Source organism: Streptomyces sp. NPDC020917 (genome assembly GCF_044333795.1).
Taxonomy (GTDB): domain Bacteria; phylum Actinomycetota; class Actinomycetes; order Streptomycetales; family Streptomycetaceae; genus Actinacidiphila.
This window is the reverse complement of record NZ_JBIRRR010000021.1, coordinates 57,842-82,074: the sequence shown is the minus strand read 5'-3', so window position 1 is coordinate 82,074 and position 24,233 is coordinate 57,842. Positions and strand designations below refer to the sequence as shown.

At 72.9% G+C, this 24,233-nt stretch carries 20 protein-coding genes; 10 read left to right on the top strand and 10 right to left on the bottom strand.

All coding sequences use genetic code 11. The features are described from left to right. Positions 1 to 3 precede the first annotated feature (3 nt). From ACH4TG_RS33115 to ACH4TG_RS33105, 3 genes are all read right to left on the bottom strand, one after another. A complete protein-coding gene (locus ACH4TG_RS33115) occupies positions 4 to 792 on the bottom strand; it encodes a hypothetical protein (protein ID WP_398246324.1) in 789 nt (262 codons plus the stop codon). Further along, positions 785 to 1,705, bottom strand: a complete 921-nt coding sequence (locus tag ACH4TG_RS33110) for a hypothetical protein (RefSeq protein WP_398246323.1) — start codon at positions 1,703 to 1,705, stop codon at positions 785 to 787. Before ACH4TG_RS33110 ends, ACH4TG_RS33115 begins: the two co-directional genes overlap by 8 nt. Positions 1,706 to 1,910: 205 nt before the next feature. Further along, the gene (locus ACH4TG_RS33105; RefSeq protein WP_398246322.1) at positions 1,911 to 2,741 is read right to left on the bottom strand and encodes an AraC family transcriptional regulator; all 831 of its coding nucleotides are present in this window, start codon (positions 2,739 to 2,741) and stop codon (positions 1,911 to 1,913) included. Positions 2,742 to 3,029: 288 nt separating this feature from the next. Here ACH4TG_RS33105 and ACH4TG_RS33100 point away from each other — a divergent pair, with 288 nt between their 5' ends. Next, positions 3,030 to 4,235 carry an MFS transporter gene (locus ACH4TG_RS33100; RefSeq protein ID WP_398246321.1) on the top strand — a complete coding sequence of 402 codons (1,206 nt, stop codon included), beginning with the start codon at positions 3,030 to 3,032 and terminating at the stop codon, positions 4,233 to 4,235. 304 nt (positions 4,236 to 4,539) lie between these two features. Then, positions 4,540 to 7,737, top strand: coding sequence for a TIM-barrel domain-containing protein (locus ACH4TG_RS33095; RefSeq protein WP_398246402.1), 3,198 nt, complete (start codon positions 4,540 to 4,542; stop codon positions 7,735 to 7,737). 85 nt (positions 7,738 to 7,822) lie between these two features. On the opposite strand, the gene ACH4TG_RS33090 is transcribed toward ACH4TG_RS33095, so the two are convergent. Beyond that, positions 7,823 to 9,259, bottom strand: a complete 1,437-nt coding sequence (locus ACH4TG_RS33090) for a hypothetical protein (RefSeq protein WP_398246320.1) — start codon at positions 9,257 to 9,259, stop codon at positions 7,823 to 7,825. A gap of 384 nt (positions 9,260 to 9,643) precedes the next feature. Beyond that, entirely contained in the window at positions 9,644 to 10,555 is a 912-nt protein-coding gene (locus ACH4TG_RS33085) for a MurR/RpiR family transcriptional regulator (RefSeq protein WP_398246319.1), read from the bottom strand. Positions 10,556 to 10,946: 391 nt separating this feature from the next. On the opposite strand from ACH4TG_RS33085, the gene ACH4TG_RS33080 reads away from it, so the two are divergent. Further along, a complete protein-coding gene (locus tag ACH4TG_RS33080; protein ID WP_398246401.1) occupies positions 10,947 to 11,984 on the top strand; it encodes a zinc-binding alcohol dehydrogenase family protein in 1,038 nt (345 codons plus the stop codon). 39 nt (positions 11,985 to 12,023) lie between these two features. Here the strand turns inward: ACH4TG_RS33080 and ACH4TG_RS33075 are convergent, their stop codons facing one another. Further along, positions 12,024 to 13,043: a LacI family DNA-binding transcriptional regulator gene (locus ACH4TG_RS33075; RefSeq protein ID WP_398246318.1), complete on the bottom strand. Its 1,020-nt coding sequence runs from the start codon at positions 13,041 to 13,043 to the stop codon at positions 12,024 to 12,026. Between the two features lie 144 nt (positions 13,044 to 13,187). On the opposite strand from ACH4TG_RS33075, the gene ACH4TG_RS33070 reads away from it, so the two are divergent. From ACH4TG_RS33070 to ACH4TG_RS33040, 7 genes are all read left to right on the top strand, one after another. After that, complete coding sequence (locus tag ACH4TG_RS33070) at positions 13,188 to 14,489, top strand: ABC transporter substrate-binding protein (RefSeq protein WP_398246317.1); 1,302 nt, start codon at positions 13,188 to 13,190, stop codon at positions 14,487 to 14,489. Positions 14,490 to 14,503: 14 nt separating this feature from the next. Next, entirely contained in the window at positions 14,504 to 15,436 is a 933-nt protein-coding gene (locus ACH4TG_RS33065; RefSeq protein WP_398246316.1) for a carbohydrate ABC transporter permease, read from the top strand. Beyond that, complete coding sequence (locus tag ACH4TG_RS33060) at positions 15,436 to 16,254, top strand: carbohydrate ABC transporter permease (protein ID WP_398246315.1); 819 nt, start codon at positions 15,436 to 15,438, stop codon at positions 16,252 to 16,254. Before ACH4TG_RS33065 ends, ACH4TG_RS33060 begins: the two co-directional genes overlap by 1 nt. A 95-nt stretch (positions 16,255 to 16,349) precedes the next feature. After that, positions 16,350 to 18,632: a glycoside hydrolase family 3 N-terminal domain-containing protein gene (locus ACH4TG_RS33055; RefSeq protein WP_398246400.1), complete on the top strand. Its 2,283-nt coding sequence runs from the start codon at positions 16,350 to 16,352 to the stop codon at positions 18,630 to 18,632. A 108-nt stretch (positions 18,633 to 18,740) separates the two neighbouring features. Then, positions 18,741 to 19,070 carry a Smr/MutS family protein gene (locus tag ACH4TG_RS33050; RefSeq protein WP_398246314.1) on the top strand — a complete coding sequence of 110 codons (330 nt, stop codon included), beginning with the start codon at positions 18,741 to 18,743 and terminating at the stop codon, positions 19,068 to 19,070. 806 nt (positions 19,071 to 19,876) lie between these two features. After that, complete coding sequence (locus ACH4TG_RS33045; RefSeq protein WP_398246313.1) at positions 19,877 to 20,467, top strand: TetR/AcrR family transcriptional regulator; 591 nt, start codon at positions 19,877 to 19,879, stop codon at positions 20,465 to 20,467. 7 nt (positions 20,468 to 20,474) lie between these two features. Beyond that, positions 20,475 to 21,623 carry a serine hydrolase domain-containing protein gene (locus ACH4TG_RS33040; protein ID WP_398246312.1) on the top strand — a complete coding sequence of 383 codons (1,149 nt, stop codon included), beginning with the start codon at positions 20,475 to 20,477 and terminating at the stop codon, positions 21,621 to 21,623. Positions 21,624 to 21,629: 6 nt separating this feature from the next. On the opposite strand, the gene ACH4TG_RS33035 is transcribed toward ACH4TG_RS33040, so the two are convergent. The 4 genes from ACH4TG_RS33035 to ACH4TG_RS33020 all read right to left on the bottom strand — a co-directional run bounded on the left by ACH4TG_RS33035 (position 21,630) and on the right by ACH4TG_RS33020 (position 24,015). Beyond that, entirely contained in the window at positions 21,630 to 22,046 is a 417-nt protein-coding gene (locus tag ACH4TG_RS33035) for a VOC family protein (protein ID WP_398246311.1), read from the bottom strand. After that, positions 22,046 to 22,570, bottom strand: coding sequence for an SRPBCC domain-containing protein (locus ACH4TG_RS33030; protein ID WP_398246310.1), 525 nt, complete (start codon positions 22,568 to 22,570; stop codon positions 22,046 to 22,048). Before ACH4TG_RS33030 ends, ACH4TG_RS33035 begins: the two co-directional genes overlap by 1 nt. Beyond that, positions 22,567 to 22,884: an ArsR/SmtB family transcription factor gene (locus tag ACH4TG_RS33025; protein ID WP_398246309.1), complete on the bottom strand. Its 318-nt coding sequence runs from the start codon at positions 22,882 to 22,884 to the stop codon at positions 22,567 to 22,569. Before ACH4TG_RS33025 ends, ACH4TG_RS33030 begins: the two co-directional genes overlap by 4 nt. A gap of 240 nt (positions 22,885 to 23,124) precedes the next feature. Next, positions 23,125 to 24,015, bottom strand: a complete 891-nt coding sequence (locus ACH4TG_RS33020; protein WP_398246308.1) for a polysaccharide deacetylase family protein — start codon at positions 24,013 to 24,015, stop codon at positions 23,125 to 23,127. Between the last annotated feature and the right edge of the window lie 218 nt (positions 24,016 to 24,233).

Below are 24,233 nucleotides of genomic sequence, written 5' to 3'. Positions count from 1 at the left end.
CGGTCAGGCCGCCGGGGCCTTGGAGAGGAGTTCGGTGATGCGGTTGCGGGCGCCGTCGCGCCCCTGCTCTCCGGTGCGGACCAGGCGTTCGGGGGACTGCGGGTCGCGGTTGAGGAGATGGAGGCGGCCGTCGTGGCGGACCACGACCAGGTCGGTGCTCTCGCCGGCGATCTCCGCCGAGCCCTCCGCGGTGTACTGCGTCACGGTGACCAGGGCGGACCGCTCGGAACCGGACAGCAGCGCGTCGGCGTCCACCTCGCGGCCGCCCTCCGCGGCCGACCCCTTGGGCAGCCAGTCGAGCAGCATCTGCAGGGCGTTGTCGAAGGTGTAGAGGCCGATCTGGTGGACGCCCAGCGCGTCGATGCGGACGATCATGCAGATCCGCTCCGGCTGCGGGAGCAGCAGGATCCGCCAGGGCTCGCCCTCCCCCGTGCCGGTGGCGCGCGCGTCCAGCACCATGCGGGCCCGCTGCTGGAACGCCACGGCGATGCCGAGGTCGCCGCGCACCTGCACCTGGTCGCTGGTGGAGCCGGCGAGCAGCAGCTCGCGGGCGGCCAGCGAGCGGACCGCCTCGGCCAGCACCTCGTCGGACGGCCGGGCCTCCAGGAAGTCCACGATCGCGTCCACGGCGATGAGTTCGGCGATGGTGTACGCACCGAGCAGTACCGGCCCGGTGTTGACCAGGTTCACCACCGCGGACACCAGTCCTGAGGGCAGCGTCGCCTCGCCGGGGCTCGACGACCCGGGCCCGCCGGGGGACGCGGGCCCGTTCGCCGGTTGCTCGTCACTCATCACGGTCTCCCGTCCGCTGCGGCCAGGACTCGATCCCGGGCGGCCGGCGGGCCGCCCCGAGCACGTCGGCGGCGATCCGCGACGGCGTCTCCGTCACCCACACCTCGGAGTTGCCGAACAGCCCGCGCCCGCCGTGCCGGGTCAGTGCCTGCCCCAACTCGCCCGCCAGGTCCTGCCGGTCGGGCGGCGGGAAGCGGGCGGCCAGGTCCTGGGAGACGGCGGTCGTGTCGTCGTCCTCCTCGATGCGGCGCAGCGCGGCGGTCAGCGCGCGGGCCACCGGCGGCGTCAGCGAGGTGGGCACGTCCAGCACCGGCGCCAGGTACATCGGGCGCCGCTCGGTCATCCGCGACAGGCCCCAGGGGCCGACGTTGCTGCGGGTGACCCGGTAGACGACGTAGTCCCACAGGTGCCGGAAGTCGTCGGGCCCGGGCAGCTTGCGCGAGCCGAACGCCGCCGGGGTCTTCTCCAGTTGGACCCAGGTGCCCTGAACGGTGCGGCCGTGCAGCTTCTCCCGCACCACGTGCCCGTGCATCCCGATGTCGGGGAAGCGCTTCTTGTCGATGTCGCGGTGGTGGCTGGACAGCCGCTGCCTGCTGACCCCGGGGAAGTCCCAACTGTCGTACAGGGCGGGGTCGTCGACCAGCACATGGCCGCCGCACAGCACGTCGTGCAGCTGCGGGACCTGCAGCCCGTGCTGCTCCAGGTCCGAGAGGATGACGGCCTCCTCGGGGCTGAGCCGGTTCGCCGCCGCCACCAGGCCCCTGCGGTACTCCCCCGCCCGCGCGGTGATGTCGATCATCAGCCGCACCCGTTCACGGGTCAGCGCGGCCCGCCGGTCGCGCTCGTCGTCGGGGGCCGCCGCGCCGGTCCGCCGGGCGTGCGTCAGGCCCGCCAGCGGGTGCTTGCGATCCACCCGGCCAGTACAGCACAGGGGGCCGCCCGGCGCGCGCGGACGACGGCCGGGCGAGAGCATCGCCCCTGGTCAAAGGGGCCGCCGGGCCGGCTGGGCGGCGGGTTGCCGCACGGGCCGCGGGGGTCGTCACCAGGAGCGCGGGGAGCGGGCCGGGAACGATCAGCTGGGCCGGGCGGGAACGGTGAGCGGCGCGGGGCGGGAGGCGTCAGCGGGGCCCCGGGGCGCCGCCCGCGCCGCTGCCCGGCGTGTAGCCGAAGGCGCGTCGGAACACCTCGATGAAAGCGCTCGCCGACGACCATCCGCACCGGTGCGCGACGGCGGTCACGGGCGTCCCCTCGGCGAGCAGCACCAGGGCGTGGTGGAGCCGCAGTTGGGTGCGCCACTGCGGGAACGTCATACCGAGGTCGGAGCGGAACAGGCGGGACAGCGTACGGTCGCTCGCGCCGACCTCCCGCCCCAGCGCGGCCAGGGTGCGGGTGTCGGCCGGGTCGGTGCGCAACAGTGCACACACCGCGCGGAGTTGGGGTGCGGTGGGCGTCGGCAGGTGCAGCGGCTGCTGCGGCGAGACCCGCAACTGGTCGAGCAGGACGGCCCGCACCCGGGCGCGTTCCGGGCTGCCGTCCTCGGGGTCGCGGGTGTAGGCGAGGATCAGCTCGCGCAGCAGCGGTGCGACGCTGAGCACCGCGGGCCCGGGCAGACCGAGCGGGTTGGCCCGCGCGGGCAGCCCGACGGTGTGCAACTCGACCGCGCCATGGGCCTGGTGGGCGTGCACGGTGCCGGCCGGGACCCAGATCGCCCGGTTGGCCGGGGCGATCCAGGTGCCCGCGCGGGTCGTCACGCCCACGACGCCGCGGCTCGCGTGGACGATCTGGTGGTCGTCGTGGTGGTGCGCGTCGATGGCCGCGCCCGGCGCCAGGTGCTGGGCGCGGGTGGGCGCCTGCGGCTGGTGGCGGACGTGCCCGGCGGGCCGGCCGGGTTCGTCCCGCTCGCCCCGGCCGTTCCTGTCGTTCCTGTCGTCCTGGCGGAAATGCGGCATCACCTGGCAGTTTATCGAAAGCGCGACAGCCCGCCCGCCGCCGACGATGGCCGGGTGCCCGAGGAACCGACGACCCCGAAGGGGTCACGCAGCCCGAGGAGCCCGGGGAGTCCGACTCACCCGAGGACGGCCGCAACGGCCAGGACGGACCCCTCGGCCAGCCCAGCCGGCCCAGCCGGCCAGGACGGCCCGGCCGGCCCGCCCGGGACGCCTGGAACACCGACGGCGCCGGCGAAGTCGCGCAGGCCCGCGCGGCTCATCGTCCTGCTGTCCGCCGGCCACGCCTGCGTGGACGTGTACCAGGGGGCGGTCGCGGCCCTCGTCCCGTTCTTCCTCGCCGAGCGCGCCTACGGGTACGCCGCGGCCTCCGGGATCGTGCTCGCCGCGTCCCTGGTGTCCTCGGTGGCGCAGCCGCTGTTCGGCGCCCTCACCGACCGCTGGCCGATGCCGTGGATCCTGCCGCTGAGCACGGTGCTGGCCGGGGCCGGCGTGGCGCTGAGCGGCCTGACCGGCTCGTACGCGCTGACGCTGGCGTTCGTCGCGGTGTCGGGCGCCGGGGTGGCCGCCTACCACCCCGAGTCCGCGCGGGTGGCCCGGCTGGCCGCCCGGGGGAGCCACAGCGCGATGGGCTGGTTCTCGGTGGGCGGCAACCTCGGGTTCGCCGCTGCCCCGCTGCTGGTCGCGGCCGTCGTGGCCGCGGGCGGGCTGCGCCTGTCGCCGCTACTCGCGCTTCCGGCCCTCGCGGGCGCCGCCCTGTGCCTGCCCGTACTGCGACGGCTCCGCGAGGCCGCGGAGGGCGCCGGCCCGGCGAAGGCGCAGGACCCGGGTCCGGCCGAGGACCCCGATGCCCGTGCCGCCCCCGCGGACGACGTCAGGTCGTTCCTCAGGCTGTCGCTGGCGGTGGTCTGCCGCTCCATCGTTTTCACGGGACTGAGCACGTTCGCCGCGCTCTACGTGCGGCAGCGGGTGGGCGGCGGTACGGCCGCGGGGACGGCGGCGCTGTTCGTGCTGTACCTCGGCGGGGCCGTGGGGTCCGTGCTCGGCGGCAGCCTGGCCGGCCGCTGGGACCGGGTGACCGTCGCCCGCCGCTCGTACCTGCTGTCGGTCGCAGCGGTCGCCGGCCTGCTGCTGGCCCCGGGCCCGCTGGTCTACCCGTTCGTGGCGCTGGCCTCGCTCGGGCTCTACGTGCCGTTCTCGCTGCAGGTCACGCTGGGCCAGGACTACCTGCCGAGCCGCGTCGGCACGGCGGGCGGCGTCACCCTCGGCCTGACCGTCAGCATCGGCGGCCTGGCGAGCCCGCTGGTCGGCGCGCTCGCCGACGCGACCTCCCTGCGGACCGCGCTGGTGCCGCTCGTGGCGATGCCCGCGCTCAGCTGGCTGGCCTTCCGCACCCTGCCGGAACCGGCCGTCCCCGCCCTCGGGTTGCCCTCCCCCGCCCCCGCCGGACCCTTCCAAGAGCCGCCGCTCGGGCCGGAATTGACGCGGCCTCGGTGAGGGGGGCGCGGCCCGATCCGCCCGTTCATCGGCATCCGATGACAACGTTGTTCTCCCGAGTCATGGACACCGGCCTGGTGGTGTGCTGTCATGCCACGGGCACCTTGTACAACGATGGAAATTGTGAGGATCGCGGGCGGGCCGCGGGCGATGTCCCTTCACCACGGCACCAGTTGCTCACGGCCGCGGGCCGGCCCTGTTTTCAGAAACGGAGTTGTCCGTGAGACGAAGTACAGCCAGGCGCGCGGGAGCGGTCCTGCGGCGGCGGGTCGCGGGGGTGGCCCTCGCGGGCGCCATGGCCGCCATGACCCTGGGGGGCGCGGGACACGTGTCGGCCGCCGCACCGGACGCCGGGCAGCACGCCCGGATCCCGTCGGTGACCTCCGGCGACGCGCGCTTCCAGGTCCTGTCCCCGACGCTCATCCGCACCGAGTACGCCCAGGACGGCGCGTTCACCGACGCGGCGACCTTCAACGCGGTCGGCCGCGACGACTTCACGCCGCCCTCCTACACCACGAGCACGTCCGACGGCTGGCTGACGGTCGCCACGGACGCCATGACGCTGCGGTACCGGGTGGGGTCCGGACCGTTCTCCGCGCAGAACCTGTCGGTGCAGCTGACGGCCGGCGGAACGCCGGTCACGGCGACGCCGTGGCAGCAACTCACCTGCGGCGTCGGTGCGTTGTGCGAGGCCGAGCAGTTGCCGTTGAGCGGGGTGAGTGTCGCCACCGACCACACCGGCTACACCGGTGCGGGCTTCGCAGCCGGCTTCCAGGGATCGGGCGCGTCACTGTCGGCGAGCGTCGACGTCCCGGCCGGCGGCACCTACCAGTTCGACACGCGCTACGCCAACGACAGGGGTGGCGACGGCCAGACGACCACCCGCACCCTGACCCTCACGGTGGACGGCGGCGCGGCCCAGACGCTGAGCCTGCCGCCCACCGGCGGCTGGAACACCTGGAACCTGACGACGAGTTCGGTGCAGCTGGCCGCCGGGCACCACACGATCTCGCTGACCAGGACCGCCGCGGACTCCGGGAACGTCAACGTGGACAGCGTCGCCCTGGTCACCCCGGGCGCCGCCTTCCCGTCCACCTCGACGACCGCGATCACCGACTGCCGGTTCGGGGTGAGTTGCGAGGCCGAGGCCGCGCGCATCACGGGCTCCGCGAAGGCGGCCACCGACCACGCCGGCTACGCGGGCACCGGTTTCGTCTCCGAGCTCAACAAGGGGTCGAGCGTGACGGCGCACCTGGTGGGCGTGCCGGCGGACGGCACGTACTCGCTGCAGGTGCGCTACGCCAACTCCCAGGGCGGGGACGGCCTCAACCAGACCCGCACGGCGACCGTCTCGGCCGGTGGCACCACCGGGACGCTCTCGCTGCCGGTGACGGGCAGCTGGGACACCTGGCAGACCGCGTCCGTCCCGGTGACGCTGACCGCGGGTGCCGACGACGTCACCATCGGCTGCCCGGACGCCACGAGCTGCCACATCAACCTGGACACGCTCGCGGTCTCCGCGACGGGCGCGGCCGCCCCGCAGCCGCACGTGGCGCTCGGCGGCTACCGGCGCGGCCTGGACGGCGTGAACGGTGACAACGGCGCGCCGTCGACCACCCCGGGCCTGCTGTACAAGGACGGCTGGTACCTGCTCGACGACACCACCTCGGCGCTGTACGACACGGCGACCCGCAAGGTCACCGCGCGCCCGTCGCACGGCGGCACGCCCTACCAGGACGGCTACCTCTTCGGGTACGGCCACGGCTACGAGCAGGCCCTGGCGGACCTGTCGAAGCTGACCGGCCCGGCGGAGCTGCTGCCCGAGTGGGCCTACGGCGTCTGGTACTCGGAGTACTTCGACCGCACGGCCGCGGACTACGAGAACACGATCCTGCCGGCCTTCCGCTCCGAAGGGGTGCCGCTGGACGTCCTGGTCACCGACACGGACTTCAAGGCACCCAGCACGTGGGATGGTTGGGAGATCGACCAGTCGAAGTTCCCCGACCAGAAGGCGTTCTTCGACTGGGCCGCGTCGCAGGGGCTGCACAACACCCTCAACATCCACCCGAGCATCGTCGCCTCCGACCCGCAGTTCGCGCAGGCGCAGGCCACGGCCAAGGGCAAGCTGCAGGAGGGCGGTTGCGGCAGCGACTGCTACACCTTCGACTGGGGCGACCCCGACCAGCTCAAGGCGTACATGGACCTGCACCAGACCATGGAGCAGCAGGGCAACGACTTCTGGTGGCTGGACTGGTGCTGCGACAGCTCCCAGTCGTCGTTGCCGGGCGTGACCCCGGACGCGTGGATCAACCAGCAGTACGCCACCGACGCCGGCAAGACCGTCGGCCGCGGCTTCGTCCTCTCCCGGGCGTACGGCTCGCTGCAGGCCGGCGGCTACAGCGGCCAGCAGGGGCTGCCGACCGGGCCGTGGGCGGACAAGCGCACGACGGTCCACTTCACCGGGGACACCTCGTCCACCTGGGGCACGCTGAGGATGGAGGTCGGCTACACGCCCGGTGAGGCGGCCGCGACCGGCCTGTCGGCGATCAGCCACGACATCGGCGGCTTCAACGACGCCACGGGGCTGACCGGCGCGGAGACGTACCCCTCCGGCGGCGGCACGCAGAAGACCCACAAGCTGCCGGACGACCTGTACGCGCGCTGGGTGCAGCTGGGCACGTTCCAGCCGATCGACCGGCTGCACGGCAACCACAGCGACCGGCTGCCGTGGCAGTACGGCACCGCGGCGCGGGCGTCCGCGGACAAGTTCCTCAACCTCCGCGAGAACCTGGTGCCGTACACCTACTCGCTGGCGCAGCAGGCCAACGCCACCGGCGTGCCGGTGACCCGGCCGATGTACCTGGAGTACCCGGACGAGCCGCAGGCGTACACCACCGCCGGCAGCGAGTACTTCTACGGCCCGGACATGCTGGTGGCCCCGGTCACCACGCCCGGCACCTCGGCGACCACCTCGGTGTGGTTCCCGCCGGGCAGCCAGTGGACCGACTACTTCACCGGCAGGACCTACGCCGGCGGCACCACCCAGACCATCACCTCGGGTCTGGACACCATGCCGGTGTTCGTCAGGGCCGGCGCGGTCGTCCCCACCCGCAGCGGCAACGTCACGGCGCAGGACAAGGCGCCGCTGGCCCAGGTCACCCTGACGGTGGCCGCCGGTGCGAACGGCTCCACCAGCCTGTACGAGGACGACGGCAAGCCGGCGACCGGTCACGGCCACAGCGCCACCACCGCGATCCGGTACCGGGAGACCGGGGCCGGGCACACGCTGACGATCGGCTCGGCGGCCGGCGGCTTCTCCGGCCAGGTCGAGTCGCGCCAGTGGACGGTGTCGGTGGTCGGCACGGACGCGCCGTCCACGGTGTCGGCGGACTCCAAGCAGCTGTCCCCGGCCGACTACCGCTACGACGCGGCGACCCGCACGCTGACCCTGACGCTGCCTCGGCGCAACGTGCACAACGGGATCACGGTCACCTTCCGCTGACACCGGGAGCCCGGAGCGGACGAGGGGCCCGCGCGCAGCCTGCGCGCGGGCCCCTTGCCGTCGGGCCGCGGGTCCAGCCGCCGGATCAGCTCGGCGACAGGCGGTACAGCACGGCGCCGCCCGGGTCGAGCGCGACGTCCAGCGTGGCCGGGCGGTTGATCGGGCGGTAGGTGCCGTCGTCGGGCACGAAGCGGGAAACGCTCGCCACGTGCGCGGAGTTGGTGCCCAGGTGCACGGTGGCCGGGGCGTCGGGGTTGCGGTTGGCGACGAGCAGGTAGCGGGTCCCGTCGTCCTGTGCGGCCTTGAACAGGCCGAGGACCGCGGCGTCGCCGGTGGCCGACGTGAGGTGGTCGCCCGGCGTGAAGGCGACGGTGCTCGGCGGCAGCGGCGTGTCGTTGGCGTGCTGCACGGACTCCGAGACCAGCGGCTTGAGTTCGCGGCCGACCGGCTGCAGCCAGTGGCGGTTGAGCTGCTTGGCCGCGCCGTACAGCGGGGTGCGCTTGCCGTCGACGGTCATCAGGGCCTGGGTGAAGCCCTCGCCGCGCGCCGGGTCGGGCGTCCAGTAGGTGAAGTACTGGATGCCCTTGCAGCCGTACGCCAGGCTGATGTTGACCTGCCAGGCGAGCTGGGACGCGGTCGGCACGCGGTGGCCGTTGTAGCCCACCGACTGGATGTAGGTCCACGCCGGCAGCCCGGACTTCAGCGACGCGTCGCGGAAGATCGCCCAGTTGTCGAAGTAGTTGAGGTCGATGCCGTTGCTGAGGATCGGGTAGCGGTCGAAGGAGATCAGCGGAGGCTTCACGGTGTCGATGTAGGCCTGCACGAACGCCGCGTAGCCCGCGCCGTTGCCCGGCCACAGGTTGGAGTACGGCAGCAGGCTCGGGGCGACGTTGCGGACGATGTTGGTCAGCGCGCCGACGGTGGGGAACCGCGACTGGGCGGGCTCGTCGAAGACGTTGAAGCCGGCGAGCGAGGCGTGGCCGTTGTAGCTGCCGAGCGCGGCCTGCACCCAGGAGGCGGCGTCGGCGGTGGTCAGCGAGGACGGCACGCTGCGGTCGTCGGTGACCGACATGTAGTGCGCGATCGCCTCGATCCGCGGGTCGCCGGCGATGAGCACCTTCAGGCCGGTCTGGTCGGCCATCTTCAGCGCCCAGCCGCCGCTCTGCTCGTCGAACTGGTAGTTGCCGGTGATCAGGAAGGTGAACCCGGCGTCGCTGATCTCCTGGTAGCGCGCCAGCGTGGTCTCGAACGGGTGCGGGGGCCAGAAGAGCCCGATCGGGAACTCGGACCCGCCGGTCAGTGGCAGGTCGGCGCTGCTCGCGGCGGCCGCGGCCGGGGCCGCGCCTGCGGACGTCGTGCCGGACGCGGCGCCGGACTCCCCGGAGGGGGCGGCGGCCGACGCCCGGCCGGCGGCCAGCCCGCCGGCGGCGAGGACCCCGGCGCCCAGTCCCGCGGCCTGCAGCAGGGCGCGGCGGTTCAGCGGGCGGGGCGCGTCGGAAGACGGGGGATTCTGTTCTGACATGGCCTACTCCGATCGTTGGGTACGCCTGAACGACGAGGGGTGGCTTCAGATCCGGTCAGGAGACGCCGGCGTGTGGGGCATCGGCGGGGTGGTGCGGGCGGTGCGCGGAACTCCAGCAGCTGATGCGGTGGCCCGCGCGGCCGCGGACCGCACACATGCTGGCAGACGCTGATGATTCAAACAACCACTGTGTGCACGTTCGATGAATGAATCATGCAGCGGCGGAGGCAGGGGCCCGGCCGGGGCACCGGCTCGCGCGGGCACCGGCCGCACACTCCAGGGGTGGGCGCGGGCCGCCGGCCCAACACCCTTCGGACCGGCCCTGGTTGGCCGCAAAGGCGCATTGAGCCGGGCGGCGGCGTGGCGGCTCAGCAGCTGGGCGGCTCAGCGGGCGCGGCGGCCCTTGGCCACGTGCCGGCCGGCGATGTGCCCGGTCAGCGCCATCGACGCGCTGGCCCGCGGGTATGTCAGCTGGGCCACCCGCACGTAGAGGCAGTCGATGAGCACCAGCACGGAGTGGCGGGCGCCGATGCTGCCGGAGCGGAAGCTGGTCTCGCCGGTGGTGGCGATGAGCCGGATCTCCGCGGCGCGGGCCAGCGGCGACTTGGGGTCGGCGGTGATCGCCACGGTGGTGGCGCCGCGTTCCCGGGCCATCTCGAACGGCTCGATGGTCTCGCGCGTCGAGCCGGAATGGGAGATGCCGATGGCCGCGTCGGCCGGGGTGAGCAGCGCGGCCGAGGTGGTGGCGGCGTGCACCTCGTTCCAGCCGCGCACCGCGCATCCGATGCCGAACAGCCGCAGTTCGGTCTCCACGGCGACGGCCCCGCTGCCGCCCACGCCGTACACGTCGATCCGCCGGGCCCGCGCGATGGCCTGGGCGGCGCGTTCCAGGGCCGCGAGGTCGACGGTCTCCAGCGTGCGCTGCACCGCGCCGAGGTCGGCCTGGCCGACGACGGTGACGACCCGCTCCAGGTCGTCGTCCGGAGAGATGTCGGGTCCTATCTCGGAGGTGCCCCAGCTGGTCTCGGCGCCGCGGGCGCCCTCGCGGGCCAGCTCGATCTGCAGGTGCTGGTACGAGTCGAGGCCCACCGCGCGGCAGAAGCGGGTGACGGTCGGCTGGGAGGTGCCGGTGCGCCGGCCGAGTTCGGCGGCCGAGCAGCCGATCACCGACGCCGGGTCGGCGAGGACGAGTTCGGCCACCTTGCTCAGCGACCCGGTCAGCCGCGGCAGCTCGGCCCGGATCAGCGCCGTGACGTCGGCGCGCGCGGCCCCCTGGCCGAAGCCCCTGGCTTCCATGCGGCTCCCCGATCCTTGTGTCGCGGGCCCGGCCGCGGACCCGCGGTCCCGGATGTGGGCGCGATTATGTCATTCAGATCGCACCAGATCTACCAATTCGACCATTCAGCAGGCCGTGCCGGACGGACGCCCTCCCGCCCGTGGACGCATCCCCGTCGACCGCTCGGCGACTGGCCGGCGGCCTGGGTCCGGCCCCCGGACGACCCGTGTGCGGGCCGGGTCCGCTGGGCAGGCGCACAGCGGGTCCGGTTCGGGCCGGAACCAGGGTAGGGGCGACGAGGCCCGGCCCAGGACCGGGGTCCCGGCAGGACGGGCGGGGCGGGAACGGGACCGGCCGCGGGCCGGGAGCCGCAAGGAGGCGAGGCGGATGGCCGAAGCGAACCCGGCGACGATGCACGCGTGGGTGGCCCGCGCCGGCCGGCCCGGCGCGATCGAACCGATCGATCTGCCGGTGCCGCGACCGGGCGCCGGCGAGGTGCTGGTGCGGGTGCTGGCCTGCGGGGTGTGCCGGACCGATCTGCACGTCCGCGACCAGGATCTGCCACCGCACCGCGACCATGTGGTCCCCGGGCACGAGGCGGTCGGCACCGTCGTCGCGGTGGGGCCCGACGAGGCCGCCGGCGGGGCGGGCGCGGCCGGCGGACCGCCGGTGGAGCTCCCGCCCGGCACCCGGGTCGGCATCCCGTGGCTGCGCAGCACCTGCGGCGTCTGCCGGTACTGCACGCACGGGCAGGAGAACCTGTGCCCGCACTCGACCTACACCGGCTGGGACGCCGACGGCGGCTACGCCGAGTACACCGTCGCACCCGCGGCGTACGCGTACCCGCTGCCGTCCGGGTTCCCGGACGAGGAGCTGGCGCCGCTGCTGTGCGCGGGGATCATCGGCTACCGGGCGCTGCGGCGGGCCGACCTGCCCGAGGGCGGGCGGCTGGGCATCTACGGCTTCGGCGGCTCGGCCCATCTGACGGCCCAACTCGCCATCGCGCAGGGCGCGGAGGTGCATGTGTTCACCCGTGCCCCCGCGGCGCGGGCGCTCGCGCTCGACCTCGGTGCCACCTCGGCCGGGGACTCGGCGGACCCGCCGCCCGAGCCGCTGGACTCCGCGATCCTCTTCGCGCCGGCCGGGGACCTGGTGCCGGTGGCCCTGGAGGCGCTGGGCAGCGGCGGAACGCTGAGCATCGCGGGGATCCACCTGTCCGACGTGCCGCCGCTGAACTACCAGCGGCACCTGTTCCGCGAGCGGTCGGTGCGCAGCGTGACGGCCAACACCCGCCACGACGGGCGGGAGTTCCTCGCCGCGGCGGCCCGCTACCGGGTCACGCCCACCGTGCAGGTCCGTCCGTTCGCCCGCGCGGACGCGGCGCTGGACGACCTGGCCGCGGACCGGGTCAACGGCGCGGCGGTACTGCGGATGCCCGGGCCGCGGTGACGTCGGGGCGGCCCCGGAGCCGCCCGGCACGGGCACCGCTCAGGCGGCCGGGGGCGGCGCCGTGCTCTTCCTGACCACCAGGCTGGTGGCCAGTTCCATCCGCGTCGTGGTGCTCACCCCGGCCTGCAGGCGGAGCAGCATCTCGGAGGCCGCCTCGGCCATCTTCCGCAGCGGCTGGTGGACCGTGGTCAGCGCCGGCCGGGACCACTTGGCGACGGCGACGTCGTCGTAGCCGACCACCGACAGGTCCTCCGGCGTGCGCAGGCCCAGGCTGCTCGCCGCTTCCAGGACGCCTATGGCCTGCAGGTCGCTGCCGGCGAAGACCGCGGTCGGCCGGTCGGTGCGGCGCAGCATGGCCAGGGCCTGCTCGAAGCCGCCCTCGACGTGGAAGTCGCCGTAGGCGATGTGCGCCGGGTCGACCTCGAGTCCCGCGGTGGCCATGGCCGAGCGGAACCCGTCGAGCCGGGCCAGCGAGCACATCATGTCCTCGGGGCCGGTGATGATGCCGATCCGCCGGTGGCCGCGCTCGATGAGGTGGCGGGTGGCGGCCAGACCGCCGGACCAGTTCGCCGAGCCGACCGACGGGACGTCGGGCTCGGGGTCGCCGGCCGGATCGATGATCACGAACGGGATGGACCGCGATCTGAGCTGCTGCTTGTACTCCTGCGGGAGCGCGGAGAACATCAGGATCACGCCGAGCGGGCGCCGGCGCAGCACGCCCTCGATCCACTCCGGCCCGGGCGCGTGCCGGGTGCCGCTCTCGGTCAGCACCACGCTCGCGCCGCTGTCCCTGGCGACCTTCTCGACGCCGAGTATCAGCTCCATCGCCCAGATCGCGTCCAGCTCGTGGAAGACGATCTCGATCAGCGGGGCCTCGGGCGCCGCACGGGCGTTGCGGCGGTAGCCGTGCGCCTCCAGCAGCCGTTCGACCTTGCGCCTCGTGGGCGGTGACACATCCTGCCGGCCGTTGAGCACCTTCGAAACTGTCGGCACCGAGACCCCCGCAGTTTCGGCGATCTGAGCCAAGGTCACCTTGGCGGGTCGCTGCTCGTCATCCATGACACGGCAGCGTACGGCACATGTCCAGGTAACGCTTGAATAACCCGACCCCCGAGTCTTGACCCTTCATCCGGCGGACCTTAGCGTCACAGCGCGCAGCAAATTTCGGCGATGAAGCCGAAAACTTTCGAAAGGCTGGGACGGATGAAGAAGCGCGCATGGCTCACCCGCGCCGCTGCTGGCGGCGTGACGCTCGCACTCGGGCTGGCCCTGGCCGCCTGCGGTGGCAGCAGCTCCGGCAGCGGCGGCTCCGGCACCTTCAAGGTTCTCGTCTACGGTGACGCGAGCAACAAGGTCGAGAAGCAGATCGTCGACACGTTCAACAAGACGTCGAAGGTCAAGGCGGTCCTCCAGACCATTCCTGGAGCCGACTACCAGCAGAAGCTGCAGACCATCATCAACACCAAGCAGGCGCCGGACGTCTTCTTCAACTGGGGCGGCGGCAGCATCGCGCCCTTCGTCAAGGCCGGCCTGCTCATGCCGCTGGACGACTTCATCGCCAAGGACCCGAGCCTGAAGTCCAAGTTCCTGCCCTCGGTCTTCAACAGCGCGGTGCTGGACGGCAAGTCCTACGGCATACCGATGCGCGGCACCCAGCCCGTCCTGCTCTTCAACAACCAGAAGGTGCTCTCGGACGCGGGCATCTCCGCGCCGAAGACCTGGGACGACCTGCTCAACGCGGTGAAGGCCCTCAAGGCCAAGCACATCACGCCGATCGCGCTCGGCGGCGGCGACCAGTGGCCGACCCTGATGTGGTACGAGTACATGTACGACCGCATCGCGGGTCCCGGCCTGTTCGAGAAGGCCATGGCCGGCGACAAGTCCGCCTGGGACAGCGACGACAGCCGCAAGGCCCTGGCGCAGCTCAAGCAGCTGATCGACGCCGGCGCGTTCGGCAGCAACTTCGACTCGGTCAAGTACACCGACGGCGGCTCCGTCGCGCTCGTCGCGCAGGGCAAGGCCGGCTTCGAGCTCATGGGTTCCTGGTACTACTCCCAGCAGCAGCAGGACAACCCGGACTTCGCCAAGAGCGGCCTCGGCTTCAGCTCCTTCCCGACCGTCACCGGCGGCAAGGGCGACCCGAACGACGTCGTGGGCAACACCAACAACTTCTACTCGGTGCTGAAGAAGACCAAGTACCCGGACGCGGTGGCCCAGTTCCTGAAGCTCCAGTACTCGGACGAGTTCGTCAAGGCGCAGCTGGCCATCGGCAACCTGCCCACCACCACGAACACCGTGAACTTCCTGGACACCGCGGCCAGCCCGGACTACTCGAAGTTCCAGTACAACCTGGTCAAGACGGCGCCCTCGTTCCAGCTCTCCTGGGACCAGGCGTACCCGCAGAAGGCCAGTGAGGCCATGCACACCGCGGTCCAGGAGTTCTTCGACGGCAAGCTCGACGCCGACGGATTCATCAAGGCCATGCAGGCCCTGCCCACATCCTGAACCGGGAACACGACATGACCACCTCTGCTGACAGCAGGGTGGAAAGGCGCCGGCCCGCAAAACGCCGGTCCGGCGCCGCCGTGGCCCGCCCAGGCTTCGTCTGGGCGGCGCCCGCCACTCTGTTCTTCCTGCTCTTCGCCGTCCTCCCGCTGGTCCTGGTCGCGGTGCTCTCCTTCACCAACTGGGACGGTCTCGGCTCGCCGCAGTTCGCCGGGCTGGACAACTGGAAGGCGCTGATCCACGACCACACCATGATCCAGAGCCTCTGGCTCAGCGTGCTGATCACGGTGCTGGGCGTCGTCGTCCAGACCCCGCTGAGCATCCTGCTCGGCGTGTGGGCGGCCGGCCACCAGCGCAACCGCGCCGTCCTGTCCGCGATCTACTTCGTGCCGCTGCTGCTGTCGGCGACCGCGGTGTCCATCCTGTGGCGGGCCCTGCTCGACCCGAACTTCGGCGTGCCGGCGCAGGCCCGGTGGCTGTTCGGCGACGGCAACCTGTTCGGCCGGCAGGCCAGCGCCATCGGGGTCCTGGTCTTCGTCGGGGCCTGGCAGTACACGCCGTTCCACACCCTGATCTACCAGGGCGCCGCCCGCTCGATCCCCCAGGTGCTGTACCAGGCCGCGCAGATCGACGGTGCCAGCACCGTCCGGCAGTTCTGGCACATCACCCTGCCGCAGCTGCGCAACACCATGATCACCTCGATGATCCTCATGGTGGTCGGCGGCCTCACCACGTTCGACACCGTGCTGATCCTCACCCAGGGCGGCCCGGGCACCGACACCACCATCAGCGCCTACTACATGTACGAGCAGGCGTTCAAGAGCTTCGACTTCGGCGGCGGTTCCGCCATCGCCCTGGTCCTGGTGCTCGTCGCCACGATCATCTCGCTCGTCGTCGTGAAGGTCTCCGGCTACGACAAGATGCGCAGTTCGTCGGAAGGCCTGTGATGAAGCGCCGTCCCAACTACCTCGCGGGGCTCGGCTCCCTGGTCTGGCTGGCCCTCATCGGCCTGCCGCTCTACGTGATGCTGGCGGCCACCCTGCAGAGCCGCTCCGACTACTCGGCGAACGGCCCGCTGGCCTTCCCGAAGCACTTCACGCTGAAGAACTACACCCAGGACTTCTCCAACGGCTTCGGCCACTTCTTCCTGAACACCGTCCTGGTCACGCTGGCGGTCGTCGCGATCGTGCTGCTGGTGGTGCCGCCGCTGTCGTACGCCATCGTGCGCAGCCGCGGCCGGATCACCACCGGCGTCTTCCGGCTGTTCCTGCTCGGGCTGGCCATCCCGGCGCAGGCCGTGATCGTGCCCATGTTCTACGTGATCAGCAAGGCCGGCCTGTACGACAACCTCATCGGCGTGATCCTGCCCACCGCGGCGTTCTCGCTGCCGGTGTGCGCCCTGGTGCTGACCGGAGTGATGCGGGACATCACCTCCGACCTGTACGAGGCGATGGCCATGGACGGCGCGTCGCCGTCGCGGGTGTTCTTCCAGCTGGTGCTGCCGCTGTCCAAGGGCGGCCTGTCCACCATCGTGGTCTTCTCCGCACTCCAGGCGTGGAACGGCTTCCTCTTCCCGCTGGTCCTGACCCAGTCCGACTCCTCGAAGGTCATCACCCTGGGCCTGTTCAACTTCCAGACCGAGCACGGCATCGACATCCCCGGCCTGCTGGCCGCCGTCGTGCTGTCCATGCTCCCCATCTTCATCGTCTACCTGTTCGCCCGCCGTGCCCTCGTCCAGGGGCTGATGGGCGTCGGAGGAAAGTGACCGACACCGTGGTCGAAGAGACAGATTCCGCTGCCGCCGCGTGGCGCGACCCCGCCCTGCGGCCCGAGGCCCGGGCCGACGCCCTGATCGCCGAGATGACCCTCCAGGAGAAGGTCGCCCAGCTGTTCGGGGTGTGGGTGGGGGCGTCCGCCGAGGGCGGCGAAGTCGCCCCCCACCAGCACGAGATGGAGGAGGAGGTGTCCCTGGACGACCTGCTGCCGCAGGGTCTGGGACAGCTCACCCGGTCCTTCGGCACGGCCCCCGTGGATCCGGCGCTCGGCGCGCTGTCGCTGGTGCGCACGCAGCGCAGGATCGCCGCGACGAACCGTTTCGGCATCCCCGCCGTGGCCCACGAGGAGTGCCTCGCGGGCTTCGCGACCTGGGGCGCCACCGCCTACCCCGTGCCGCTGTCCTGGGGCGCCACCTTCAACCCCGAACTCGTCCGCGGCATGGCCGCGCGCATCGGCCGCGACATGCGATCGGTCGGCGTCCACCAGGGCCTGGCCCCGGTGCTCGACGTGGTGCGCGACGCCCGCTGGGGACGCGTCGAGGAGACCATCGGCGAGGACCCGTACCTGGTCGGCACGGTGGCCACCGCCTACATCCAGGGCCTGGAGTCCGCCGGCATCGTCGCCACCCTCAAGCACTTCGCCGGGTACTCCGCCTCCCGCACCGGCCGCAACCTGGCGCCGGTCGGCATGGGCTCGCGCGAGCGCGCCGACGTGATGCTGCTGCCGTTCGAGATGGCGGTCCGCGAGAGCGGCGCCCGCTCGGTGATGCACGCCTACACCGACACCGACGGCGTGCCCTCCGCGGCCGACGAGCGGCTGCTGACCGGACTGCTCCGGGAGACCTGGGGCTTCACCGGCACCGTCGTCGCCGACTACTTCGGCATAGCGTTCCTCAAGACCCTGCACGGCGTCGCGGGCACCTTCGGCGAGGCGGCCGGCGCCGCGCTGGCCGCGGGCGTCGACGTCGAGCTGCCAACCGTGAAGACCTTCGGCGAGCCGCTGCTCAAGGCCATCGCCGACGGCCAGGTGGACGAGGCGCTGGTGGACCGCGCGCTGCGCCGCGTCCTGACGCAGAAGGCCGAACTCGGCCTGCTCGACGCCGACTGGGACCCGGTGCCCGCCGCGCTGGCCGGCGCCGGGGAGGACCCCGAGCAGCTGCGCGGCACCATCTCCCTCGACACCGACGCCAACCGGGCGGTGGCCCGCGAGGTCGCCGAGCAGAGCGTGGTGCTGCTGCGCAACGACGGCGTGCTGCCACTGGCGCAGCCCCCGGCCAGAATCGCGCTGATCGGCCCCAACGCCGACAGCCCGACCGCGGTGCTGGGCTGCTACGCCTTCCCGGTGCACGTCGGCGCGCAGCACCCGCAGGCGCCGGTCGGCATCGAACTGCCCACGCTGCGCGAGGTGCTGGCCACCGAGTTCCCCGGCAGCGAGATCACCCTCGCCGAGGGCTGCACCGTGGACGGCCCCGGCACCGACGGCTTCGCCGAGGCGGTCGCGCGGGCGCAGGACGCCGACGTGGTGGTGCTCGCGCTGGGCGACCGGGCCGGCCTGTTCGGCCGCGGCACCAGCGGCGAGGGCTGCGACGCCGAGTCGCTGGCCCTGCCCGGCGTGCAGCAGCAGCTGCTCGACGCGCTCCTGGACGCCGGCACGCCCGTCGTGGTCACCCTGCTCGCCGGGCGCCCGTACGTGCTGGGCCGCGCGGCGACCGAGGCGGCCGCGATCGTGCAGTCGTTCTTCCCCGGTGAGGAGGGCACCGCGGCCATCGCCGGCGTGCTCAGCGGCCGGGTCAACCCGTCCGGGAAGCTGCCGGTCAGCGTCCCGAGCCGGCCCGGCGTCCAGCCGTCCACCTACCTGGCCGCCCGCCTCGGGCAGGTCACCGACGTGTCCAACATCGACCCGACGCCGGCCTTCGGCTTCGGCCACGGCCTGTCGTACACCACGTTCCAGTGGACCTCGCTGGACGTGGAGTCGCTCCAGGTGGAGACCGACGGCGAGGTGAAGCTGGCGTTCACCGTCCGCAACACCGGGGACCGTGCGGGCACCGAGGTCGTCCAGGTGTACCTGCACGACCCGGTCGCCTCGGTGGTGCAGCCGGTGCAGCGGCTGGTCGGCTACCAGCGGCTGGACCTCGCGGCGGGCGAGGCCGCGCGGGTCCGGCTGAGCGTGCCCGCCGACCTGGCGTCGTTCACCGGGCGCGACGACCACCGCGTCGTCGAGCCCGGCGACCTGGAGCTGCGGCTCGGCAGCTCGTCGACGGATCTGCGGCTGACCGTGAGCTGCACGCTCACCGGCCGGGCCCGGCGGCTGGACCACACCCGCCGGATGCACGCCGCGTTCAGCACCGCACCGCAGCCGGGTCGCTGATCCCCGCTCCGCCGGGCCCGCGCCTCCCCTGCCACCGCCGGCCGGGGGGTGCGGGCCCGGCGCGGTGCCGCCGCGGGCGGCGTACGCTGCACCCGACCGAGCACGACCGTGCACGACCGTGCGGGGCCTCGCCGCGGCACCGCCCGGCACCGCCCGGTTCCGCCCGCCCAGCACCCGTCGGAGGCGATCGCCCTGATCACCCTGGATCTGCACCCGATCTTCCGCAACAACCGCGACATCGACCTCGCGATGCGCGAGACGCTGTTCCGGGCCGCCCGGACCGGGGTCGACGTGGTCGAGATCATCCCCGGCAAGGGCACGGGCCAGCTCAAGAAGCGGGTCCTGGCCTTCCTCGGGCAGAAGCACATCAGGAAGCTCTACGTGCGGGTGGAGACGGACGCGACCAACGCGGGGCGGGTCCTGGTCCACCTCCGCTGAGCCCTGGCGGGCTGCCCTCGCCCCCCAATGACCCGGGCTGCCCCCGCCCCCCTCGGCGTCCGGGCTGCCCCCTGGGCCCCGTTGCCGCCTACCGCGCCGTCGTGGCTTGTCGCGCTGGGGGACCCCGCGCCCTTGCGGGATCCGGGGTGCCCCCGGGCCTGGTCTGCCGCCTGCCGCGCCGTCGTGGCTTGTCGCGCAGTTCCTCGCGCCCCTGGCGGTGCACGTTCGGTGGGTGGGGTCGGGGCCGCCACGGGAGTGTCTCCTCGGAACTGTGCGTGCGGCGCCCTTCGTTGGGTGGGCCGGGTGTGTGCACAGTTCCTGCGGGGACACTCCCGCACCGTCCCCTCCCAGCCCGGCCCCCGTCTGCGGGAGGAATAGGGCCGGGCTCCCCTACCCACCGGGCGCACCCCAAGGGGCGCGGGGAACTGCGCGCCCAGCCACTCACGTACCGCGCACCCGGCAACGCACCCCCGGGGGCTACCCAGTTGCCGCAGGGGCGCGGGGAACTGCGCGACCAGCCACAACCGGTCCGCACCCGGCAACGGCGGCCCGGGGGCACCCCGGATGCCCGCCCCGGAGGGGCGATGCTCCAGGAGCGCGGGGAACTCCGCGCCCAGCCGCGATGGCGCGGCAGACGGCAAATCATCCGGCGGGGCAGCCCAGTTGCCGAAGGGGCGCGGGGTCCCCCAGCGCGACCAGCCACGGCGGACCGTTGGACGGGAGAGCGCGCCCGGGGGCAGCCGGGGAGCCGAAGCCACGCCAGCTCAGGGGCAGCCGACATCGTAACGGGCGGTACGATGTGGAGTATGCCCGTACCCAAGGGGACGCCCCTCGACCCCGCGCGCACCCGCAAAACCGTCCTCGCGTCGGCCACGCCTCTCCTGTACGCCCGCGGCCTCGACGGCATCGGCATCGCCGAACTCTGCGCCACACTCGGCATCTCGAAGGAGACGCTGTACCGCCACTTCGGCTCGCGGACCGGCCTGGTCCAGGCCGTGCTGGACGCCCGGAGCGACCGCGTCGTGGACTGGCTCGGCGCCGCGGTGGCCGCCGCCGGCGAGGATCCGGCGGACCGGATCGCCGCCCTGTTCGACGCCCTGCGCACCTGGTACGCCTCCCCCGCGTTCCGCGGCTGCGCCATCGTCAACGCCGCGACGCAGCACCACGAGGACCCGGCCCGCGCGATCGCCGCGCGGCACCTCGGCCGCTGCCGGGACCTGCTCACCGGCATCGCCGAACAGGCCGGAGCCGCCGACCCGGCCGCGCTCGGCCGCCAGTTGCTCATCGTGCTGGAGGGCGCCACGGTCGTCGCCGACCACCACAGCACCGGACCGGAGGCCGCCGACGACGCGAAGGCGGCCGCACTCGCCCTGCTGGCCCACGCCTCCCGGAAGTGAGACGCACATGGACGTTCCCGTACACGGCTTCACCGCGCCCGGATTCGCCCCGGTGGCCGAGGCGTTCGCCCGCAACCTCAGCGAACTCGGCGACGTGGGCGCGGCGTTCGCGGCCTACCGCGACGGCGAACCGGTCGTCGACCTGTGGGGCGGGCTCGCCGACCCCGACACGGAAGCGCCCTGGCGCGAGGACACCGTGCAACTCGTCTTCTCCGGCGCGAAGGGCCTCGTCGCCGCATGCGTGCTGCTGCTCGTGGAGCGCGGTCTGGTCGATCTCGGCGCCCCGCTCGCCCGGTACTGGCCGGAGTTCGCCGCCGCGGGCAAGGAACGGATCACCGTCGCCGACGTCATGTCCCACCAGTCGCGACTGCCCGGCGTGCGCAAGCCGTTCAGCGTCGAGCAGATGCTGGACGCGCCGTTCATGGCGGCGCTGCTGGCCGAGCAGGAGCCGTCGGCCGACCCTCGCGCCGGTTTCGTCTACCACGCGCTGACCTACGGGTGGCTGGCCGGCGAGCTGGTCCGGCGCACCGACGGGCGCGACGTCGGCGCCTTCTTCGGCGAGGAGTTCGCGGAACCGCTGGGCCTGGACGTCTGGCTCGGCCTGCCCGACGCGCTGCACCCCCGCGCCGCCACGACGCTCGCCGGCCCCGGGCTTCTGGCCGCGCCGGCAGAAGGGCCGTCCGGCGACGCACTGCGCGACCTCATGCGCAATCCGCTGCTCGTCCCGGGGGCGACGACGCTGTGGAACAGCGCCGCGTTCCGCCGCGCGGCGCCGGCCGCGGTGAGCGCGTTCGGCACGGCGCGGTCGCTGGCCCGCTTCTACGCGTGCCTCGCGCGCGGCGGCGAGATCGACGGTGTCCGCGTACTGCGTCCCGCCACGGTGGAGCGCGGGCGGGCCGAACTCCGGCGTGGCACCGAGGGCTTGTGGGGAAGCCCGATGGCCTACGGGGCCGGTTTCGAACTCCACACCGAACTCGGGCTGTTCGGGCCCGCCCCGGACGCGTTCGGGCATGCCGGCGCGGGCGGGTCGCGCCATGCGGCCTGGCCCTCGCAGCGCATCGGCTTCTCCTACACCCCCAACCACCTCCGCGCCGACTCCCCCGACCCCCGCCCCCTCACCCTCCTCGCAGCCCTCGCCACCTGCGCGGCCTCTTAGGACTCCTCACAACTGGCCGGAGTCTCCGGTGCTGTCGGTGTCGTCGTCGAAGAGCTCCGGGACATCCCAAGTGGACAGACAGAAGGGGTGACCGGCCGGGTCCGCGTACACGAAGCAGTGGTCTGCATTGGGCTGGAAGTCGAACCGGGTGGCTCCAGCGGCCAGGACGCGCGCCTCGGTAGCTGCCAGGTCATCGACGAAGAAGTCGAGGTGCATCTGCATCGGTACGGTGCCTGCCGGCCATTGCGGTGGACGGAAGTCGTCGATCTGCTGGAAGCCGATGTCGGCGTTGGGTCCGGTGACGGTGGCCCAGCCCTGGTCGCCTTTTGCCGTGCCGCCGGTGATCCGGGCGTAGAACCTGGCCAGCGCGATCGCGTCCGGCGCGTTGAGCGTGACTCCGCTGAGTCTGATGGTGTCCGACATCAGTCGACCGCCATCTGCTGGTAGGCCGGAGTGAGTTCGTTCCAGCGCTCCAGCCAGGACGGTTCCGGCGCCTGTTCGCTCCACGCCCGGGCGTCGTCGATGCTGTCGTCGGCCAGCGAGCGTGCGAGGTCTTCCAGGTGGACCTGCCAGCCGGAACCGTGGAAGTGCAGGCGTTCCAGGGGCAGGCCGCGTTCCTCGACCACGAGCCGGGTGCCGGTGCCCTCCTTGGTGAGCCAGGCCTCGATCTGGGACTCGTGCGGGGTGCCAGGCTCCATGGTGAGCAGCAGGTGGTGGGGCTGCTCGCAGATGTCGACCCGCCCCGGGCCGGTCCAGGTGCTGGTGAATACGGCGTGAATCGTGCCGCCGGGCCGCAAGTCGCCGGAGACCTTGGCGAGCCAGCGCTCCAGGCGCTGCGGGTTCGTGCAGGCCTGCCACAGGTCGTCGATGTCGGTGTCGTAGACATCTTCGACGCGCACCGCGCCGTGGGTGGCGCCCAGCGATCGCATGGTTCCGGTGGTCTTCACTCGTGTGCCTTCTTTCCCCTGTCGACTTCCGTGTGAAGCGCTTCGAGACGACTGCGCCACAGTTCGCGGTATTGGCCCAGCCATTCATCGACTTCTGCCAGGGCCTCCGCCCGGAGGCTGTAGATGCGGCGCTGCCCGTCCGGGCGCACGTCGACCAGCCCTGCCTCCCGCAGCACCCGCAGGTGCCGGGAGACGCCAGGTCTGGCGATCGGCAGAGCCTCGGCCAGTTCGCCGGCCGTTGCCGGGCGATGACGGAGGATCTCCAGCACCGTGCGTCGGCTGGGGTCCGCGAGCGCCTGTAGCACTACATCCACGAGCAGAAGCGTACCCGATCGGGTACGTACCCTCAAGGGTACATATTGGATGATGGATGACCCGCTCCTTCAGGTCCGCTTCGGCAACCGGGGTGCCCCCGGCCCTGCTGTGCCGTCTGCGACGTGCGTTGTGGCTTGTCGCGGAGTTCCCCGCGCTCCTGGAGCATCGCCCCTCCGGGGCGGGCATCCGGGGTGCCGCCGGGCCGAGGGTGCGGCCCGCACGGTCAAGAAGGAAACCCCTCAGGGAAGCCGCACAAAGCGGCGCCCAGCCCCAAGCAGAAGCGGCACAGCCGCCGCAATCCCCTCGGCCGTCCCACCCTCGGGATGGTTCATGTGGCAGATGACGACCGCACCCGGCGCCGCCGCCCCGACCGTCGCCCGAACCTGCGCCGGGGTGAACGTCGCACCCCCGTCCCCGTTGACGGAGAACGAGGCCACCCGCTCCCCCAGATCCGCGACGATCCGCGCCGCGACGTCGTCGCAGTAGGCCGTCCCCGAACGGAAGTACCGCGGCGGAGCGCCCAGCAGCCGGGCGAGCTTGAGATGGTTGCCGGCCACCTCGTCGAAGACCTCCCCCGCGCTGCGGGTACCCGGAATGCCGTAGGCGGAGCGGCCCGTCACCGACAGCGGGCGGTGCCGCGTGCCGTGGTTGCCGATCTCGAACAGCGGATCCGCCGCCAGCTCCCGGAAGACCGCCGGATTCTCGTCGATCCAGCGGGAGTTGATGAACAGGGTGGCCGGTACCCGGTGCCGGCGCAGTACGGAGATCAGCGCCTGGTCGTAGGCGCTGCCGCCGCGCCCGCCGCACGCGTCGAAGGTCAGCGCGATCTCCCGCCGCCCAGCGGGCAGCGCGTGCAGCACGCCGGGCGCGTCGAACCCCCAGGTACGCGGCCTGCGACGGCCGTACCGCGCCACGATCTCCGCCCGGGTCACCGGCAGCCGGGCCGGCGCCGGAGTCCGGACCTGCCGGCCGGCGGAACGGCCCGGGGTGGGCGAGGCCGGGGCGCCGGCCGGACCCGGCGACGAGGTGGCGGCACCGGCCGTCGATCCGCTCCGGCTGCCCTGACCCGAGCACCCGGCCACCGCGCCGGCCCCCAGCGCTGCCAGCACCACGCGGCGGCTCACCGCCATGAACGCCTCCCTCGATCCTGTCCGGCACCTGTGCGGCACCGGTCCGGCAGGGAAGAGGGCGCGACGGGCACGTGCGTTCCACCGGCACGTTGGTGCAGGCTGGAGGCCCGCACCGGACCCAGGCGCCCGGCCGCCACGGACGGCCTGCACCGAAGGCCGGCGAGAGAGCGGGGAAGCGACAAGAGCGTGCCGCCCGCAGGGACGAGGCACGAGGCGAG

What these genes read in the sequence shown, in the direction of transcription:
- ACH4TG_RS33080 (WP_398246401.1), top strand. Translation starts at nt 10,947, where the DNA reads ATGCACGCGTGGGTGGCCCGCGCCGGCCGGCCCGGCGCGATCGAACCG.
- ACH4TG_RS33095 (WP_398246402.1), top strand. Translation starts at nt 4,540, where the DNA reads ATGACCCTGGGGGGCGCGGGACACGTGTCGGCCGCCGCACCGGACGCC.
- ACH4TG_RS33065 (WP_398246316.1), top strand. Translation starts at nt 14,504, where the DNA reads ATGACCACCTCTGCTGACAGCAGGGTGGAAAGGCGCCGGCCCGCAAAA.
- ACH4TG_RS33020 (WP_398246308.1), bottom strand. Translation starts at nt 24,015, where the DNA reads ATGGCGGTGAGCCGCCGCGTGGTGCTGGCAGCGCTGGGGGCCGGCGCG.
- ACH4TG_RS33075 (WP_398246318.1), bottom strand. Translation starts at nt 13,043, where the DNA reads ATGGATGACGAGCAGCGACCCGCCAAGGTGACCTTGGCTCAGATCGCC.
- ACH4TG_RS33070 (WP_398246317.1), top strand. Translation starts at nt 13,188, where the DNA reads ATGAAGAAGCGCGCATGGCTCACCCGCGCCGCTGCTGGCGGCGTGACG.
- ACH4TG_RS33055 (WP_398246400.1), top strand. Translation starts at nt 16,350, where the DNA reads ATGACCCTCCAGGAGAAGGTCGCCCAGCTGTTCGGGGTGTGGGTGGGG.
- ACH4TG_RS33045 (WP_398246313.1), top strand. Translation starts at nt 19,877, where the DNA reads ATGCCCGTACCCAAGGGGACGCCCCTCGACCCCGCGCGCACCCGCAAA.
- ACH4TG_RS33105 (WP_398246322.1), bottom strand. Translation starts at nt 2,741, where the DNA reads ATGCCGCATTTCCGCCAGGACGACAGGAACGACAGGAACGGCCGGGGC.
- ACH4TG_RS33035 (WP_398246311.1), bottom strand. Translation starts at nt 22,046, where the DNA reads ATGTCGGACACCATCAGACTCAGCGGAGTCACGCTCAACGCGCCGGAC.
- ACH4TG_RS33085 (WP_398246319.1), bottom strand. Translation starts at nt 10,555, where the DNA reads ATGGAAGCCAGGGGCTTCGGCCAGGGGGCCGCGCGCGCCGACGTCACG.
- ACH4TG_RS33090 (WP_398246320.1), bottom strand. Translation starts at nt 9,259, where the DNA reads ATGTCAGAACAGAATCCCCCGTCTTCCGACGCGCCCCGCCCGCTGAAC.
- ACH4TG_RS33060 (WP_398246315.1), top strand. Translation starts at nt 15,436, where the DNA reads ATGAAGCGCCGTCCCAACTACCTCGCGGGGCTCGGCTCCCTGGTCTGG.
- ACH4TG_RS33040 (WP_398246312.1), top strand. Translation starts at nt 20,475, where the DNA reads ATGGACGTTCCCGTACACGGCTTCACCGCGCCCGGATTCGCCCCGGTG.
- ACH4TG_RS33115 (WP_398246324.1), bottom strand. Translation starts at nt 792, where the DNA reads ATGAGTGACGAGCAACCGGCGAACGGGCCCGCGTCCCCCGGCGGGCCC.